Source organism: Sphingobacterium paramultivorum (assembly GCF_014109745.1).
GTDB lineage: Bacteria > Bacteroidota > Bacteroidia > Sphingobacteriales > Sphingobacteriaceae > Sphingobacterium > Sphingobacterium paramultivorum.
Genome location: NZ_CP058555.1, coordinates 5,183,126 through 5,200,616 on the forward strand (window position 1 = coordinate 5,183,126; position 17,491 = coordinate 5,200,616).

The 17,491-nt window shown below is 39.8% G+C and carries 15 protein-coding genes; 10 read left to right on the top strand and 5 right to left on the bottom strand.

Going from position 1 to position 17,491, the window contains the following annotated elements; genetic code table 11:
• Positions 1-116: 116 nt before the first annotated feature.
• The 3 genes from HS960_RS21645 to HS960_RS21655 all read right to left on the bottom strand — a co-directional run bounded on the left by HS960_RS21645 (position 117) and on the right by HS960_RS21655 (position 3,285).
• Positions 117-1,823 carry a protein-disulfide reductase DsbD family protein gene (locus HS960_RS21645; RefSeq protein WP_182330616.1) on the bottom strand — a complete coding sequence of 569 codons (1,707 nt, stop codon included), beginning with the start codon at positions 1,821-1,823 and terminating at the stop codon, positions 117-119.
• A gap of 86 nt (positions 1,824-1,909) precedes the next feature.
• A complete protein-coding gene (locus HS960_RS21650) occupies positions 1,910-2,359 on the bottom strand; it encodes a protein-disulfide reductase DsbD domain-containing protein (RefSeq protein ID WP_182330617.1) in 450 nt (149 codons plus the stop codon).
• A 155-nt stretch (positions 2,360-2,514) separates the two neighbouring features.
• Positions 2,515-3,285: a biotin--[acetyl-CoA-carboxylase] ligase gene (locus tag HS960_RS21655; protein ID WP_220801580.1), complete on the bottom strand. Its 771-nt coding sequence runs from the start codon at positions 3,283-3,285 to the stop codon at positions 2,515-2,517.
• A 47-nt stretch (positions 3,286-3,332) separates the two neighbouring features.
• Between HS960_RS21655 and rsfS the strand changes: the two genes are divergently transcribed.
• From rsfS to HS960_RS21675, 4 genes are read left to right on the top strand one after another with little or no spacing between them, the layout of a single operon-like run.
• Positions 3,333-3,707: a ribosome silencing factor gene (gene rsfS / locus HS960_RS21660; protein WP_046673130.1), complete on the top strand. Its 375-nt coding sequence runs from the start codon at positions 3,333-3,335 to the stop codon at positions 3,705-3,707.
• A gap of 46 nt (positions 3,708-3,753) precedes the next feature.
• Positions 3,754-5,835 carry an ATP-dependent zinc metalloprotease FtsH gene (gene ftsH / locus HS960_RS21665; RefSeq protein ID WP_159727519.1) on the top strand — a complete coding sequence of 694 codons (2,082 nt, stop codon included), beginning with the start codon at positions 3,754-3,756 and terminating at the stop codon, positions 5,833-5,835.
• Positions 5,836-5,890: 55 nt separating this feature from the next.
• Complete coding sequence (locus HS960_RS21670; RefSeq protein WP_120335174.1) at positions 5,891-6,538, top strand: LutC/YkgG family protein; 648 nt, start codon at positions 5,891-5,893, stop codon at positions 6,536-6,538.
• 8 nt (positions 6,539-6,546) lie between these two features.
• Positions 6,547-7,170 carry a rhomboid family intramembrane serine protease gene (locus tag HS960_RS21675; protein WP_145328760.1) on the top strand — a complete coding sequence of 208 codons (624 nt, stop codon included), beginning with the start codon at positions 6,547-6,549 and terminating at the stop codon, positions 7,168-7,170.
• Here HS960_RS21675 and HS960_RS21680 read toward each other — a convergent pair.
• Positions 7,167-8,711 carry a YifB family Mg chelatase-like AAA ATPase gene (locus tag HS960_RS21680; protein WP_182330618.1) on the bottom strand — a complete coding sequence of 515 codons (1,545 nt, stop codon included), beginning with the start codon at positions 8,709-8,711 and terminating at the stop codon, positions 7,167-7,169. The two genes, HS960_RS21675 and HS960_RS21680, sit on opposite strands and share 4 nt — an antisense overlap.
• Before the next feature lie 235 nt (positions 8,712-8,946).
• On the opposite strand from HS960_RS21680, the gene HS960_RS21685 reads away from it, so the two are divergent.
• The 3 genes from HS960_RS21685 (at position 8,947) to HS960_RS21695 (ending at position 10,307) form a co-directional block, all read left to right on the top strand.
• Positions 8,947-9,216, top strand: a complete 270-nt coding sequence (locus HS960_RS21685) for a YtxH domain-containing protein (protein ID WP_075990249.1) — start codon at positions 8,947-8,949, stop codon at positions 9,214-9,216.
• Between the two features lie 181 nt (positions 9,217-9,397).
• On the top strand, positions 9,398-9,817 hold the full coding sequence (locus HS960_RS21690; RefSeq protein ID WP_153844447.1) for a hypothetical protein: 420 nt from the start codon (positions 9,398-9,400) through the stop codon (positions 9,815-9,817).
• Positions 9,807-10,307 (top strand): hypothetical protein, encoded by a 501-nt coding sequence (locus tag HS960_RS21695; RefSeq protein ID WP_075990247.1) that lies wholly within the window; start codon positions 9,807-9,809, stop codon positions 10,305-10,307. Before HS960_RS21690 ends, HS960_RS21695 begins: the two co-directional genes overlap by 11 nt.
• Before the next feature lie 16 nt (positions 10,308-10,323).
• Here the strand turns inward: HS960_RS21695 and fcl are convergent, their stop codons facing one another.
• Positions 10,324-11,265 carry a GDP-L-fucose synthase gene (gene fcl / locus HS960_RS21700; protein ID WP_153844446.1) on the bottom strand — a complete coding sequence of 314 codons (942 nt, stop codon included), beginning with the start codon at positions 11,263-11,265 and terminating at the stop codon, positions 10,324-10,326.
• Between the two features lie 201 nt (positions 11,266-11,466).
• On the opposite strand from fcl, the gene trmB reads away from it, so the two are divergent.
• From trmB to HS960_RS21715, 3 genes are all read left to right on the top strand, one after another.
• Complete coding sequence (gene trmB, locus HS960_RS21705; protein WP_153844445.1) at positions 11,467-12,123, top strand: tRNA (guanosine(46)-N7)-methyltransferase TrmB; 657 nt, start codon at positions 11,467-11,469, stop codon at positions 12,121-12,123.
• A gap of 634 nt (positions 12,124-12,757) precedes the next feature.
• Positions 12,758-16,009, top strand: coding sequence for a SusC/RagA family TonB-linked outer membrane protein (locus tag HS960_RS21710; RefSeq protein WP_182330619.1), 3,252 nt, complete (start codon positions 12,758-12,760; stop codon positions 16,007-16,009).
• Between the two features lie 12 nt (positions 16,010-16,021).
• Entirely contained in the window at positions 16,022-17,491 is a 1,470-nt protein-coding gene (locus tag HS960_RS21715) for a SusD/RagB family nutrient-binding outer membrane lipoprotein (RefSeq protein ID WP_153844443.1), read from the top strand.

A 17,491-nucleotide genomic window follows, 5' to 3' on the forward strand; every position in this document is an offset into this window, starting at 1 on the left:
ACAAGCAAGAGCTTTTTTAAGTGCAATTCACCTAAGCGTGAGCTAAAGATAATGCAAATTTAATAATTGCTTTTTCTCATGTATCATTCAATACGGATATCTCCAGCGTATACAGACTATTTTTTTGCCTTAAAGGCGTCAATTCCGCTCTGTAAAAACGCAGTATACTCTGCTACATTATAGTTTGCACCGGTTTTTGGAACCAATACTGTTCCTGATGCATCGACGATGACATAGAGTGGTTGCGAATTGCTGTCGAAAGCTGAGGCTTGGAAATCACTGTTTTTATTACCTATGGTTTTGATTTTTTTACCACTATATTTTGAAACGAATTGTTCGTTTGCAGGTAATTCTGTTTTATCATCAACAAATAATTCAGCCATAATAAATTCCTCTTTCAAGAGCTTGGCAACCGCAGGATCAGTCCATACATTTGCTTCCATTTTTCGGCAATTGACACAATTCCAGCCTGTAAAATCTATCAATACCGGTTTATTCAGTTCTTTTGCTGTTTCCAAGGCTTGATCATAATCGTAGTATGGATCAAATCCTTTTGGTGTACCACGTTCGTGAAAAATCTCCGCGTATTTTTTAACCTTACCATCATTGTGTGAAGGAGCGGCTGCTATTCCTGCCGACAGGTCAAAGTCCTGTGTTGCCGAAGGTGGCAAGAAGGCTGAAATCGATTTTAGGGGAGCTCCCCACAGTCCCGGTACCATATAGATAACAAAGGAAAATACAATGATAGCGAGAATAGTTCTCGGTACAGAGAGGAATTTTAATTCGCTGTCATGTGAAAACTTGATCTTTCCAATAAGATATAAGCCCATCATACTAAAAATGGCAATCCATAGCGATAAGAACACTTCTCGATCCAGCCAATTCCAATGGTAAGCCAAATCTACATTTGATAAGAATTTCAGCGCTAGTGCGAGCTCTAAGAAGCCAAGTACAACCTTCACCGAATTTAGCCAGCCGCCAGATTTTGGGAGGGATTTTAACATCGAAGGGAACATCGCAAATAAACCAAATGGAATTGCAAGTGCTATAGAAAAACCGAGCATACCGATTGCGGGACCTAAGCGTTCTCCTTTTGAGGCCGCTTCGACCAGTAAGGTGCCAATAATGGGGCCAGTACAGGAGAAAGATACCAGTGAAAGGCTGAATGCCATAAAGAAAAGTCCTACAAGACCGCCTTTGTCGGATTTGGCATCCATTTTATTGACGAAAGAACTTGGCAACGTAATTTCAAAAGCGCCAAAAAAGGACGCGGCAAAAACAACCAATAACAGAAAGAATAGGAAATTAAATACCCCATTTGTCGATAAAGCATTCAACGCATCCGAACCGAAGGCAATCGTAATAATCATTCCTAGAGCGACGTAGATCACAATAATGAAGAGACCATATAAGAGTGCCTTGCTGATACCGCTTGCGCGGCTTCCGGCCTGTTTTGTAAAATAGCTTACGGTAAGTGGGAGCATTGGAAATATACAAGGCATGAGCAATGCTGCGAAGCCGCCAACTAATCCAGCAATAAAGATACTCCAAAGTGATTTTTTTCCTGATTCTTGATTTCCGGAGGAAGCGTTTGCCTTAGCTGGAACTATTTTACTGCTATCTTGACTAACCATCGTGTCAGGTGAAGCTGTAAAATTTAGATCCTCAGGTACTGCTTCAACAGCAGTAGCTGTATCCGGTGATGATTCAAATTGAAGCCCTTCTGTATTTGTTAAGCTATCTTGTGCAGAGGCAAAAGTTGCTGTAGTTAAAGAAAGGCTGAAAAAAGCAATTAAAAGTAGAATGAATGTGTTTTTTAACATGCGTATGAATTTCTGATGTTATGGTCAAAAATAAAAAAAGGCGATGAGAATCGCCTTATTAATTTATCCGTGTAGAATCATTTTTACTATTTGATTGTCACAGCAAAAGCATATTCGTCTGGAGGAAGACATTGTGATGCATCACATGCTTGCCATTCGACAGTACCTTTAACTGTGGCAGTTCCTTTGTTTAAAGTTACTTTTTGTTGGAAAATTACCTCGTTTGTAAAATAACCAACATCCATCTTAAATACATCCTCATGTTTTACTTTTGGTTTTGGCTCTGCAGTTTTACCTACTAGTGCATAATCAGCAGCTTTAGCGAAGGTGAAAGAAGTTGGAATTGGCCCGCCATCTTTCACATTTTGTGAATAAATGTGCCATCCACTTTGGATTGTAGCTTTTACATAAACTACAGCTTCCTTGTTATTTAACTTTTTGCTGGCCACAGTCCATTTTACAGGCTTGTGAATCTGAGCGAATGCTCCCGTAACTGCAAAAATTACTGCAGTCATTAACAGTATTAACTTTTTCATCCGAATTTAATTTGTTCTTTCCTTTTCCGCTACAATGATTGCAGTGTGTTATTGTTCTTTGATGCTTCGTGTGAATAAAGGTTTAATCACGCTGTTGACAAATTTAGAACAAAGGTTTGACAATTCTAAAATGGGCTATCGTTTTTTTGTAAAGATTAGGTAATAAGATGTGTAATTTCTTTGATATCAAATTCGCGAAGGGCGTCTTCCAAAAGAACGCATAGTTTCCCATCGCTAGATACCTGTTGAATGATTCCAGTTTTCTTGATGCCATTGATGAGAAATGGTCTTTCTTCACCTTTCCAAAACAATAACGCGTTGTAGCGGCTTAACTGATATTGGGCACCCTCTTTATAAAGGGTCAGGTACTCCTGTTGGATCACTTGGAACAACTCATGAGCGAGTACCTTGATGTTGTAATCCTGTCGATCGGTCAGGTAGGCGAGCGAGGTTATTGTTGTTGCTGTGTCAAAATTAATTTGATTAATATTTACACCGATGCCGATAATAGCGCTGTCGATTTTACTGCCTTTTAATTTATTTTCTATTAAAATGCCTGTGATTTTTTTTGAATTGACGTAAATATCATTGGGCCATTTCACGGCAACAGGCTGCTCCGTTTTGCTTTGCAGCCAATTGACGGTTGCAATGGCGATTGTAGCTGAAAGCGCAAATTGTTGTGCTATTGGTAGGAATTGAGGCTTTAAGAGGATAGATGTCGTTAGGTTTTTCCCTGGTTCACTGACCCAGGAGCTTCCGCGCTGCCCCTTACCCTGAAATTGTTCTTCTGCTAAAATGGCAGTCCCCTCAGCTAGTGGCTTGAAATTTGACAATAATTCTCTGAGATAATCGTTTGTAGAGGCGACTTTGTCAAGATATATTGTATTTTGACCGATGATAAGTCCCGAAATATTGTTATTTTGCAAACTGAAAGTATTAAATAAATATTAAGTCAAAACTATCACATTTTTTAATGAGTAAAAATAAAAGTTCAGAATTGTCCCAACGTCTATCAGAAATTATCGTTTATGGTATGCAAGAAAAGAAAGCAAACGAGATCGTTCGCTTGGATTTAAGAGATCTTCACAGTTCTGTTTCCGATTATTTTGTGATTTGTCATGCAGATTCTAACATTCAGGTGAATGCGATAGCAAAGAGTGTCGAAGAAGAAGTCTATAAGGCATTTGGTCAAGAACCCCAATATAAAGAAGGACAATCAAATGGAGAATGGTTGATTTTGGATTTTGTGGATGTGGTTGTACATATCTTTAAGACCGAAAAAAGAGCGCATTATGGTATCGAGGATTTATGGGGAGATGCAGAAGTACAGCATTTCCAAAGCGCTTAATTGTCCTCAACGAAAAAATTTATAAAGAAAATATAATTACGATATAATGAAAAAAATCCCGAGTAGTAAGGTAAGCCCGAAACCGCCAAAATTCAATTTTGTGTGGCTTATGATTGCCATGTTTTTAGGTTTTTTTGCCTTACAGTACGTTTTTGGAGAAAACCCAGCTAAGGAAATTAGCTATAGTGATTTTGAGACACGCATGTTGAATACAGGCTCTGTAGAGCGCCTTGTCGCCTATAAGAAGAATGATCTTGTCGAGGTGGAGGTCTATCTAAAAAAGGGCTGGAAAGATAATCCAAGTTTTAAAGACGCTATAAAAACTGCTGATCCGCTTCCAAGTCTATCTGGGCAGGAGGATAAGGGACCACAATATATTTTTAAGGATGCTTCTCCCGATGTTTTAGAAAAGAAATTAGCTGCATCGCAAGCGGAATTAACTCCAGGTACACCAAAGGTCCAATTGACTTATGATGATCGTTCTAATCCATGGGCAAGTTGGTTTATCACGTTTATGTTGCCATTGTTGGTGTTGGCCGCAATCTGGATTTTCTTGATGCGTCGTATGGGCGGTGGTGCTGGCGGCGGCGGCGGTGCAATCTTTAATATTGGTAAATCAAAGGCTCAGCTATTTGATAAAGAGTCGCAGATCAATATCACATTTAATGATGTTGCTGGTCTTGAGGAGGCAAAACAGGAAGTTATGGAGATTGTGGATTTCTTAAAAAATCCACGTAAGTATACGAATCTAGGGGGTAAAATTCCGAAGGGAGCTTTGCTTGTAGGGCCTCCGGGAACGGGTAAGACTTTATTGGCTAAAGCTGTAGCCGGAGAGGCTCAAGTGCCATTTTTCTCACTTTCGGGATCTGACTTTGTCGAAATGTTTGTGGGTGTAGGTGCATCGCGTGTTCGTGACTTGTTTAAGCAAGCGAAAGAGAAAGCTCCATGTATCATTTTTATCGATGAGATTGACGCTATTGGTCGTGCTCGTGGTAAGAACTCGATGATGGGAGGTAATGACGAGCGTGAAAATACATTGAACCAATTATTGGTGGAGATGGATGGTTTTGGTACTGATTCGGGCGTTATTATTTTAGCCGCTACTAACCGTATTGATGTACTGGATACAGCGTTATTGCGTCCTGGACGTTTTGACCGTCAAATTTCTATTGATAAACCGGATTTAATTGGCCGGGAGCAAATTTTTAAAGTGCATCTAAAGCCGTTGAAGTTATCGGCTGAGGTCGATGCAAAGAAATTATCGGCGCAGACACCTGGCTTTGCGGGAGCTGAGATTGCCAATGTGTGTAACGAAGCGGCCCTTATCGCTGCACGTAAAAATAAACCAGAGATTGATATGCAGGATTTTCAAGATGCGGTTGATCGTGTGATCGGCGGTCTTGAGAAGAAGAATAAAATCATCTCTCCGGAAGAAAAACGTATTGTTGCTTATCATGAGGCTGGGCATGCTATTGCAGGCTGGTTTTTAGAACACGCCGATCCTTTGGTAAAAGTATCTATTGTACCACGTGGTGTTGCCGCTTTGGGTTATGCACAGTATCTTCCCCGCGAGCAGTTCTTGTATACGACAGAGCAGCTTATAGACAGCTTATGTATGACTATGGGTGGTCGTGTCGCTGAAGATATTACTTTTGGAAGAATTTCAACAGGTGCTCAAAATGACTTAGAGCGTATCACGCAACTTTCTTATGCGATGATTGCAATCTACGGTATGAATGATAAAGTTGGAAATGTTTCCTTCCGAGACAGTTCTGAGGCATCTTTCCAAAAACCATATTCTGACAAAACGGCAGAGTTGATTGATGCGGAGGTTCGCAACTTAATTAGTGATGTCTATGCACGTACGAAACAGTTATTGCTGGACAAACGTGAAGGTTTGATTAAAATAGCTGAAAAGCTACTGGAAAAAGAAATTCTTTTTCAATCGGACTTGGAAGAGATATTAGGTAAACGCCCATTTGAAACTAAGACTACTTACGAGGAGTTTGTGAATGGTGCTGATGGTGGCGGAGTTCCGCAGACAGATCTACCGTTGGATGTTCACCCGGACGAAGCGCGATCTCGCGAAGAGCAGAGCTCAGAAACACCGTCAAATAATTTGAATTAATTTGAATGCTGCAGCGCTAGAGTCATCTAGCGCTGCATTTATATATACATGCGCCATGAACGTGAAGAACGCAACAGCGAAGGAGGTAATGTTAAAACGGGTACGTCAGGCATTACTACAGAAAAACGATAATCCACATCCCAATTTCAAAGAAACACCGCTTTATAAAGAAGAGGATGAGTTGGTGGATATTGTTTTTGTTCGCGAATTGACTGCTGCGGGAGGCAAGTTTCTGTATTGTGATGGCGAGATCGGTCTGATTGAAAATTTGATTTCATTGACTGAGGAGAATAATATTAAAAATATATACGCTTGGGAACAAGGTGTTCAAAATTTACTCAGTCCATATGGTTTTCCTTTTTTAAAAACAGCGGAAGATTTTGAATTAGCAAATGCAAGTATTACATCATGTGAAGCATTAGTTGCACGCAATGGCAGTGTCATGGTGAGTAATGCAAATGCTTCAGGACGCAGGTTGAGTATATATCCCCCAATTCACATTGTTATTGCCAAAGCTTCGCAATTGGTTTGGGATCTAAAGGATGCTTTAGCCTATATGCAGAAGCGTTACGGTCAGGAAATCCCGACAATGATTTCGACAATTACCGGCCCCTCCAGAACCGCTGATATAGAGAAAAGATTGGTTTTGGGAGCACATGGACCAAAAGAGCTTTACGTTTTACTTTTAGAGGATCGATTCTAAGAATTACTATGCTATTATTTTATCTAACAGAAATGCCTGTTGCGAGTATTATTTTCATTTTTACACTCGCTACCAGTATCTATACATTTTCACATGAACAACTTTACGGTAAACTGATGTTACACCCGTATAGTATCGCACGTAATCGAAAAGTATATACGATTCTTACCAGTGGTTTTGTACATAAAGATTGGGGGCATTTGCTGTTTAATATGCTTACCTTCTACTATTTTGCTTTTGGTTTAGAGCGTATACTTGCAGAAGCAAGTCCATACGGACATATTTTATTTGCGGTGATCTATATAGGTAGTTTAATCCTGAGTGATATTCCAACGATCATTCAGCAGAAAAATAATCCGGGTTATTATAGTTTAGGTGCTTCAGGCGCAATTTGTGCGGTCCTGTTCAGCTACATTCTTTTCGATCCGAAGAGTACCATTGGTGTGATGATGATTATACCGATGCCGGCTTACCTGTTTGCGTTTTTGTTTTTAGGTTACTGCGTGTGGGCGTCAAAAAAAGCACAAGATGGTATAAATCATGATGCTCATTTCTTTGGTGCATTGTCAGGTGTGATCTTGACGATTATCTGTTTCCCTTGGGTTATTAAGCATTGTTTGGCTCAGTTCTAAAATTTTCCGCCCCAGGTTTCCCGGTCTAAATTTCTGTACTGGATTGCTTCGGCGAGATGATGGTTTTCGATCATTTTGCTCCGCTCCATATCAGCGATTGTGCGAGCAACTTTGAGTATTCTATCGTATGCTCTCGCTGATAAGCTGAGGCGTTCAATAGCTGTTTTAAGTAACTTCCTTCCGGCCTCATCAACCTGACATATTTCTCGGGTCAATTGTGTACTCATTTGCGCATTACAATGAACGTTTGGAAAAGAATCAAACCGTTCTTTCTGAATTTCTCGTGTCTGAATGACCCGATTTCGCACAGTACGGCTGTCTTCGGCTTTACGTGTCGTACTCAGCTGGTCAAATAATACAGGCGTCACCTCAATATGCAGATCGATGCGGTCTAAAAGAGGTCCCGATATTTTACTTAAATACCGTTGTACGGTGTTGCTGCCACATATACATTCCTTTTCGGGATGATTGAAATAGCCACAGGGACAAGGGTTCATGGCCGCTACCAGCATGAAACTCGCCGGATAATCCACCGTAAGTTTTGCCCTTGATATGGTAATCTGTCGCGATTCGAGAGGCTGCCGCATGACCTCGAGTACACTGCGTTTGAATTCCGGTAATTCATCCAAAAACAGTACGCCATGATGTGCTAGTGAGATTTCACCAGGCAGCGGATTGGAGCCCCCACCTACCATGGCGACGTCGGATATGGTATGATGCGGAGAGCGAAATGGCCGTGTAGTCAAGAGAGACTCCTTGGTCTTCAGGTTTCCAGATACAGAGTGTATTTTGGTGCTTTCTAATGATTCAGTCATATTGAGGGGTGGGAGGATCGTCGGCAATCTTTTTGCCAACATAGTTTTTCCTGAGCCAGGGGGACCTATTAAAATAAGATTATGACCACCTGCTGCGGCAATTTCCAGGGCCCTTTTAATATTCTCCTGTCCTTGAACATCCGAGAAATCGACATCGTAATTCGCTGTATTGGTATGAAAGAAATTTTGAATATCAACTTTTGTTGGTTCAATTTTTATCCTGTGATTTAGGAAATCAACAACTTGGCTAAGATTCTCTACTCCGATAACATCGACACCTCTGACAATAGCGGCCTCTTTTGCGTTCTCTTGTGGTAAAATAAGCCCTTTAAAGCCTTCTTTCAGGGCTTGTAAGGTGATGGGTAAAATACCGCGGATGGGCTTAATGCTTCCGTCTAATGATAGTTCTCCTAAAATGAGATAATCTGCCAGAAGCTCATTTGTCATTTGCCCGGAGGATGCCAATATGCCGATTGCGATTGATAAGTCGTAACTGGAGCCTTCTTTACGGAGGTCTGCAGGTGCCAAGTTGACAACAATCTTCTGGCGTGGCATGTGAAGTTGACAGGAAGTAATGGCACTTTCGACACGTCTTAAGCTTTCTTTTACAGCATTGTCAGGCAACCCTACAATATAATAATGCAGGCCTGTAGATACGATTACCTCAACGGTAATTGTGCAGGCATTGATTCCATAGACGGCACTGCAATAGGTTTTATTTAGCATAATTTTTATAATGGGTTGATTTAAAGATACTAAAAAACTGAACGGGTTAATAATTGTTTGGTGAATTATTGAAAGTCAATCGAAGTTTATCAAAAAATGATTATATTGGAAGATATAGTTTCTTGTAAATAATGGATTAAATGCCGCGTTTGGCAAACGATTTGCTCTGTTAATTGTATTATTAGCGAGGACTAGATTCATCGTAATAGAATTAGAACTTTAAAACGAAAAAGAAATGAATGACACAAGTAAAGTAGCTTTGGCGTTGTTAGCGGGTCTTGCTGCAGGTGCAGCTTTGGGAGTTTTATTTGCTCCAGATAAGGGGTCGGATACGAGAGATAAAATCAATGATTCATTAAGCGATTTGAGTGATGCTATTCGTGAGAGAGCGGAAGAACAATTCGATCAATTGAATGATTTTAAAGAGAAAATTGTTTCTACATTGAAAGGAAAATTAAATCAAACCGAAGAAGTGCTAGATGATGATATCATCGAACATGCATAGTTCGCAGATTATTCGTATGAATAATTGGTGTAGAATACATATCATCAGGCTATTTCTAGGATAGATTTTTACGATAACACTTTTCTTTTTAGGATAGAGGATTGAAGTTGCTAGCGTTGAGCCGAAACAGGATTCGTTTTATAAACTAGACACTGAAATAGCCTGAATAATTTTAAGATGCATGGAAGAAGAAAAATTTTCACTTAGTGGTACTTTTCAAAAAACCAAAGAGTACATTGACTCCCAGTTTAAGCTTGTCAAATTAAAGACAATTGAGCGTTCTTCTCGATTGATCGCTAGCCTTGTGGTTGATGCGACAAAGCTGATATTCACGTTATTTGTCCTGTTTTTTTTATGCTTGGCACTGGGTTTTTGGCTCGGAGAATTACTGGGGAGTTATTCCTTGGGCTTTTTGGCGACAGCGGGTATTTTTTTAGTGATTATTGTCTTAATACGGGTTTTTGAGCCGATGTTAGAGTCCAAATTTATGGATCTTTCTATCCGCCGTTTTTTGGCTAAATGGAACGATGAGATTGAGGAGGAGGAAGAAGATCTACATAAGGAAAAACTTGATAGAGAAAGGGCTACAAATGAACAATAAACATACTAAAATACGTAACCTACAAGAGCTTAAGGCTGAGATTTCCCGTTTGAAAGCCCTTAAGAATGAGCAAGAAGTCTATCTTAAGACTCAATTTACCTTGCTCAACAATAAAATAGAGGCCCCAATTCGCTTTTTCAATACATTAAAAGATAATATACCGGGGGTAAATATTGTCCAGCAGCTGTTCTCTAAAAGTAGCAATCCAGATTCCGATTGGCTAACGAAGACCTTACGTATCGGCGTGCCTTTTGTTATGAATAGGTTGTTCCTAAAAAATACCGGTGTTTTTAAGAAAGCGTTGATGTTGCTATTGTCAGAGCGTGCTGTCGGCCAGATCAATCAAGATAAAATCAGTGGTCTCCTCAGCAAGTTAACACAGTTTATTCGTCCCAAAAAGAAGAAAAATAAAGCTGCCCAAGCTGAAAATGCGGTTATCAAGGATGAGGTTAACGAGTACGGAATTCCTTCCTATAGCGAAACCTACTAATGCGATCGCGTTGGATTTATTCGGAAGCGTTTGCTTCTTTTTCCAAAAAATCCGCATAAGCTAGTTGAATGCCTTCCCGGAGGTTAACTTGATGTTTCCAACCCAGTGCGTGCAGTTTTGAGACATCCATGAGTTTTCGTGGTGTTCCGTCTGGTTTGGAACTGTCGAAGGAAATAGTTCCCGTGTAACCAATAACGTCTTTAATCAATTCGGCAAGGTCTTTAATGCTTAGATCTTCGCCAATGCCAATGTTGACAAATTGTTTCTCGTCATAATTATTCATTAAAAAGACGCAGGCATCTGCCAGGTCATCGGAAAAGAGAAATTCCCGTAAGGGGGTTCCTGTTCCCCAGATAATAACTTCAGGGAGCTGATTGATCTTAGCTTCATGAAATCTTCTGATCAAGGCCGGTAAGACATGTGAGTTTTGCGGATGGTAATTGTCGTTAATGCCGTAAAGATTCGTTGGCATAACGGAGATATAATTGCATCCATACTGATCCCGAAAAGCTTCTGTCATTTTTATTCCCGCGATTTTAGCAATTGCGTAGGGTTCGTTTGTAGGTTCCAGTGTGCCCGTAAGTAGCATATCTTCGTTCAAAGGCTGTGGTGCCATTTTTGGATAGATACAGCTTGAACCTAAGAACATTAATTTTTTAACCTTATTATCGTAGGAAGATTTGATGACGTTATTCTGTATAGCCATATTCTCGTAGATAAAATCTGCGCGATAGGTGTTGTTCGCCATGATCCCTCCAACTTTGGCTGCTGCTAAGAAAACATAGTCAGGTTTTTCCTGATCGAAAAAATCAGCGACCGCTTGCTGGTTGCGCAAATCTAATTCGGAAGATGTGCGTGTGACTATATTGTTGTACCCAAGTTCCGATAATTTGCGATGAATTGCCGATCCGACCATTCCACGATGGCCTGCTATATAAATTTTAGCGTCTTTCTCCACGATAAGTTATTGATTCCTGCAAACTTAGATAAATTGCTTTTTATATGCAATATAATTCGCCGCTATGAGGGCGATTTATTCATTCATGTGTGTGCTATCGGACTTCAGATTGTTCCGCAATTGGCGGTATTGGTGCTGTCCCTCAGATTTATTTTTTTTAGCGGGAATATAAGGTTATTTTTGCTGGATATTTATTAAAAAATGGGAAAGGACAAACTACGTAAATTTGCTGAAGTTGCTACTTTTGAAAATGTAATCCAACTCGACGCAGGCAAAGAATATAAAGGAAAATGGGCTGAGAAGCAATTTGGTAACAATAATCCAGTTGTTTTGGAGCTTGCTTGTGGTAAAGGTGAGTATACTGTTAATCTAGCGAGATTGTTTCCGGAGAAAAATTTCATCGGTATCGATTTTAAAGGCAATCGTATTTGGCGTGGAGCCAAGACAGCTTTGGAAGATGGAATTCGGAATGTTGCTTTTCTTCGGATACAAATTGAGACTATCCTTGAACATTTTGCTGAAAATGAAATTGATGAAATCTGGATTACCTTTCCGGATCCGCAACCGCAAGATAGTCGTGAAAAGAAACGATTGACGGGGCCAAAGTTTTTAGATCGTTATAAAATCATTATGAAACCTGAGGGGATGATGAATTTGAAAACAGATAACGATGGTTTCTATGCTTACACACTGGAGCAGATCGATTTACAGCATTTGAAAAAATATAAAGAAACGACGGATCTTTACCATTCAGACTTGGTGGATAACGTATTATCCATTAAAACATACTACGAGCGGAAGTATTTAGCTGATGACAAGAACATTAATTATGTGAAATGGAGTTTCGAGAAGGCCTAAGTGTCTACGTTTCTATTGTAATAAAGAGCCCAAACGAAAGTTTGGGCTCTTTTGTTTTCTTCTGGGGGCGTTGGTGCTAAATATTTGATCGCTAGATTTTTAGCCCAGTTGGCAGCTGTAGCTATTGGAATCTATTCTTGTCGTAGTTATAAAGGAAAGGTGCCGTATGCTTTCCGTATTGTTGCGGTATTGTTATCGTAGTTATGTGAAGTACTAAATAGCTGCTTAATGGAGCTGGGAAATTTGCTTAAAACTTCTTGGAATCGTCAGTGTACTGCCTTTCTAGCTATTTTATGTGTCCTTTAAGATCAATTGAGTCTTATTTTTTTATTTTATTATAGTGTTTTAAATAATTTCGATTTATTTCGTTTTTTAAATATTATTAATTATTTTCGATTTGAAAATAATTTATAACCAAAGAGCGATCGCTTTAGATCGAGCCTAATGTGTGATATTCCTGCCGATGCAGACTTCAATACATTTTTTAAATATTTGAAACAATGGTAATGTCATTAAAAAAGAAATGATATTCGAAACAATTGTTAACAAAAAGAAAACATTAAGTTAAAGTATACTTTTTGTTAAGAATATATTTTTGTGCCAAATTGAAAATTAACAATTTACACCAATAACTATGTTTAGTATTAACCCTATCCAAATTAATCTGCGGCACTCCTCCTCGAAAGTGCTATTTGTGGCACTAGTAATTGCCTGCACTAAAGATTTTACGGCGATAGCAGCTCCACTGGGAGCTGATCACGCTGTGCATGCAATTAAGCAGACCAAGATTAAAGTAAAAGGTCAAGTTGTCGATAATCAGACGAAAGAACCTTTGGCATCCGTATCAATCCTTGCAGCAGGTGTAGTTAAAGGAGCGACTGACCGGAATGGTAATTTCGATATTGAAGTTGAATCAGGAACAGCGATCCGTTTTCAGTTGATAGGTTACGAAGCGGAGACGAGGACGTTTTCATCCAGCCAATTGGATACCAAAATTTCTTTAAGTGCGAGATCGGAGGCGCTTAATGAAGTCGTTGTAACAGCACTGGGTATACAGCGGGAAGAAAAGGCGCTAGGTTATTCCATTAGCACAGTAAAAGGCGAGGAATTGACGAATGCAATTTCAAACAACTGGACGGATGCCCTAACAGGAAAAGTTGCTGGTTTGAATTTGGTAAAGTCAGGGGCAGGACCATTGGGATCCAATCAGATTATTTTAAGAGGGGAAACATCTTTTACGGGTGACAATTCCGCATTGATTGTTGTTGATGGTGTTGTGATGGGAGGGGGGACGCGAATGACCGGTAATGGTAGTTCAAATTACTTGGACAGTGATTCTCCAACAGACTTTGGAACATCGCTCTCGGATATTAATCCAGATGATATCGAATCTGTATCTGTTTTAAAAGGACCAGGCGCCTCTGCGCTTTATGGTTCCCGTGGCGCACATGGCGCGGTGATTATTACCACAAAAAAGGGAAATGGAGCTAAAAATAAAATTGGTGTATCCGTTAATTCAAATACGGCAATTGGGACAGTTAATAGATGGCCTGACTATCAATATGAATATGGGCAAGGTGCTGTCGATCAGGATCTTTATTATTCCTATGGGCAGTCAGAGGATGGTGCAAGTACTTTAAGTACGTCTTCTGCATGGGGACCTAAATTTGATGGACAGTATTATTACCAGTACGATCCTAATTTCTACCGTTTGACACCTCCGGAGCGGACATTGTGGAGACCTTATGAAAATAATCGAAAGGATCTTTTCCAAACGGAACTCACATCCACTAATTCGATCAGTATTTCTGGTGCCACGGAGAAGACCAGTTCTAGGTTTTCGTATACGAATGTGACGAACAAATGGATTATTCCTAACATGGGTTATAATAGGAATACCGTTGCCATGCAGTTCAGTAACAAGGTGACGGATAAGCTGAGTCTTTCAACAAAGATTAATTTTAATAATAGAGGATCAGATAATTTGCCAAACAGTGGGTATAACAACCAAAGTTACATGTATTTTGTACGGGGTATTGTGCCGAATGTGAATGCAGCTTGGCTGGACCAGAATTGGATCCCAGGAAAAGAAGGAATTGAACAGATGACTCCGTTTTCAAACCTGTTGGATAATCCAAGAACCATATCTTACGATATGATCAATGCGCAGGATAAAAACAACATTATTGGAAATTTGCAGGCAGATTATAAATTCAACAAGGAATTGAATTTGATGGTGCGGACGGGAATCGATTGGAGCTATGATAAGCGCAAACAATCGCGACCATTTGATACCTATAAATATGCTTATGGCTATTACCGTGAGCAGTCAATCAATAACCAAGAAATTACCTCTGACTTTTTATTGCAATATAACAATCAGCGCAACACCAAACATAAATTTGGCGCATCTGTTGGTGGTTCATTGATGCACAATAAGTATATTAAAGATGATGCTTACGCTAACAGTCTAATTTATCCGAACCAGTATAATTTTGCAAATGCTAGGGAAAAAGTCGTTTACTTACCTTATCGCGAGGAATATGCGACCAATAGTTTATATGCCTTAATAAACTATAGTTATAAGGATATGATTTTTGTCGATGCAACAAATCGTATTGACTGGGCGAGTACATTGGCCTCGCCAAAACGGAATGAAGTTATGCCATTTATATACCCTTCGCTTAATACAAGTTTTGTTATGTCCCAATTGCTAAATCTTCCAAAAGCGATTAATTTTTGGAAAGTTAGGGCATCTATTGCTCAAGTCGGAGGTGGGGGGAAACGTGCTTATCTAAACTCTTATGGTTACCGTAGTGTTGAGGGGACTACTGGGGGGCTTACAAATCCAACCACCGTCCCGGATGAAAACCTGACATTCGAAAGTACGCGGTCCTATGAAATAGGGACAGATTTTAGAATGTTCAGAGATCGACTAAAATTAGATCTTACTTTGTACTCGAACTCGACATTTGATCAGATTATTGAGTCTCCGTTGGATCCTTCAAGCGGTTTTAGAAATCAAATTACGAATGCTGGAGAGGTACGTAATAAGGGGATAGAGATTGCGCTTTCTGGCGATATTATCAAGAAGAAAGATGGGTTAAATTGGAATATGTATGGAAATTTTACGAGCTATGATTCGAAAGTCACTTCTATACCTGCAGATCTGCAAGGAGAATTAGTGCTTTCTACGTTGTTTGGCAGCAGAGGATCAATTGTGGCTATACCCGGTAAACGATTTGGTGATATTTATGGACTCGGTTATGAGCGGAATCAGGATGGCCAAATTGTTTATGAAAATGGACTTCCTGTATTGTCCCAACAGAACATTTATATCGGTAATCCGAATGCAACGACCAAATTTGGTTGGGGCAATGAGTTTAAATACAAAGGATTTAGATTTAATTTCTTGTTTGATGGCCAGTTTGGGGGGGTAGGCTATTCTTTAACGCATGCCGTATTGATGGAAGAGGGAAAATTGAAAAAAACAATTCCCGGACGATATAATGGTATTATCGGCGATGGTGTTGTGAAGAATAGTGATGGAAGCTACAGCAAGAATACGGTTGTTGCGTCTGCTGGAGACTATTATGCTAAACATTTTAACCGGGATAATATAGAATCAAATACGTTTTCCACCGACTTTATAAAGCTTCGTGAGGTCAGATTTGATTATACATTACCAAAGTCGTTTGTTGAACGTTTGAAAATTGAGCGCGCATCAATCGGGGTGTACGGAAGAGATCTGTTTGTCATGACCAAATGGCCTTCATTTGACCCAGAGTTTGGATCGCTAAATTCAAGTGGTATTGAGAAAGGCGCAGAGATTGCCCAGTTCCCTTCAACCCGCACAATGGGTGTCAATTTATCATTCTCATTTTAATTCCAGAGCATTATGAAAAAGAATATAAGAAAAGGTTTTATTTTGTTGGCAGCCTGCGGGATGTTACAGAGCTGCACTAAAGACTTTGTTGCGATAAATACAAATCCAAATGCAATTTCTGCGGCTGCACCACAAAGCCTCATAGCACCAGCCTTACTCAATGTGTTAAACACAAATTTGTCCCGTAATATGCGCATCAATAATGAGCTTATGCAAGTGACGGTAACGGTAAATGATGCATTGGAGATTCAACGGTATGAAATCAGGCCATCAGAAGCGGAATCTACCTGGTCCGGTTGGTATGTGCAGTTGACCAATATACGCGATATTTATCAGAAGGCGGCCGAAGGGCAGCAGAAGGGTTATCAGACCTATCAGGGCATTTCGCTCATATTGGATGCGTGGGTGAGCTCGTTAATAACCGACATGTATGGCGATGTACCTTATACGGACAGCAACAAAGGGTATAGTGATAATAATTTAACGCCTGTATTTGATAAACAGGCTGATATTTATGCGGATATCTTCAGAAAATTGGAAGAGGCCAATACGCTTTTAAAAGGTAAGGTTGCCGTTGAATCTACCAATTTGGCGATGGATCCCATATTTAATTCTGATCCGGCAAAATGGCAGAAATTCGGCAACTCTTTATATCTCCGATTATTGCTGCGGATAGCACATAAGCCAGAAACCAATGCCGTTGCAAAGATCAAAGAAATATTAGAAACAAATGCCACTGAATATCCGGTGATGCAGAGCAATGCAGAGACAGCTGCTTTATATTACACCAATGTACAGCCTTACATGAATCCTTATTTTAATAGCCGTGATATAGATTTTAATGGGAGTAAAGGCTATTCAGAGTTTTTTATTAATAATCTGTTGGACCTTTCAGACCCACGATTAAAAATTTGGGCGACTGAGGCCACATTAGGAGTGTATGGTGGTATGCAATCCGGATACAAACGAGGTAATGTTCCGGAACAACAATCAACGCTTTTAACAAGCTTAAAAGCGGACTCACATATGGGAAATATCATGAATTATGCAGAGTTGCAATTTATTATTGCTGAATGTGGTCTGAGAGGGTATGTTCAGGTCGATGTGTCTGGAGCCTATTTAAAAGGAGTGAATGCAGCCATGGAATATTGGGGATTAACAGCGCCAACAACTTACCTAACTAGTGACAAGGTTCAATTGCTGGCTACAGACAGTGATAATGCGAAATTGAAAAAGGTGCATTTGCAAAAATACTATGCGATGTTATTTACGGATTTCCAACAGTGGTACGAGTACCGCAGGACCCAAATGTTGGATTTATACAAAGGTCCGGGCTTGTTGAATCAGGGGAAAATGCCTGTACGTTTAAATTACCCAACAATTGTACAATCTTTAAACAAAGTAAATTATCAGGATGCTGTGAGTCGTATGGGGGGAGATGGGATAAATGAAAAAATGTGGTGGCAACCTTCAATCAACTAA

Excerpts from the sequence above, each read along its gene's own strand:
- trmB (WP_153844445.1), top strand. The coding sequence starts at position 11,467 with ATGGGAAAGGACAAACTACGTAAATTTGCTGAAGTTGCTACTTTTGAA.
- HS960_RS21650 (WP_182330617.1), bottom strand. The coding sequence starts at position 2,359 with ATGAAAAAGTTAATACTGTTAATGACTGCAGTAATTTTTGCAGTTACG.
- HS960_RS21645 (WP_182330616.1), bottom strand. The coding sequence starts at position 1,823 with ATGTTAAAAAACACATTCATTCTACTTTTAATTGCTTTTTTCAGCCTT.
- rsfS (WP_046673130.1), top strand. The coding sequence starts at position 3,333 with ATGAGTAAAAATAAAAGTTCAGAATTGTCCCAACGTCTATCAGAAATT.
- HS960_RS21710 (WP_182330619.1), top strand. The coding sequence starts at position 12,758 with ATGTTTAGTATTAACCCTATCCAAATTAATCTGCGGCACTCCTCCTCG.
- HS960_RS21715 (WP_153844443.1), top strand. The coding sequence starts at position 16,022 with ATGAAAAAGAATATAAGAAAAGGTTTTATTTTGTTGGCAGCCTGCGGG.
- HS960_RS21675 (WP_145328760.1), top strand. The coding sequence starts at position 6,547 with ATGCTATTATTTTATCTAACAGAAATGCCTGTTGCGAGTATTATTTTC.
- HS960_RS21695 (WP_075990247.1), top strand. The coding sequence starts at position 9,807 with ATGAACAATAAACATACTAAAATACGTAACCTACAAGAGCTTAAGGCT.
- ftsH (WP_159727519.1), top strand. The coding sequence starts at position 3,754 with ATGAAAAAAATCCCGAGTAGTAAGGTAAGCCCGAAACCGCCAAAATTC.
- HS960_RS21670 (WP_120335174.1), top strand. The coding sequence starts at position 5,891 with ATGAACGTGAAGAACGCAACAGCGAAGGAGGTAATGTTAAAACGGGTA.
- HS960_RS21690 (WP_153844447.1), top strand. The coding sequence starts at position 9,398 with ATGGAAGAAGAAAAATTTTCACTTAGTGGTACTTTTCAAAAAACCAAA.
- HS960_RS21680 (WP_182330618.1), bottom strand. The coding sequence starts at position 8,711 with ATGCTAAATAAAACCTATTGCAGTGCCGTCTATGGAATCAATGCCTGC.
- HS960_RS21685 (WP_075990249.1), top strand. The coding sequence starts at position 8,947 with ATGAATGACACAAGTAAAGTAGCTTTGGCGTTGTTAGCGGGTCTTGCT.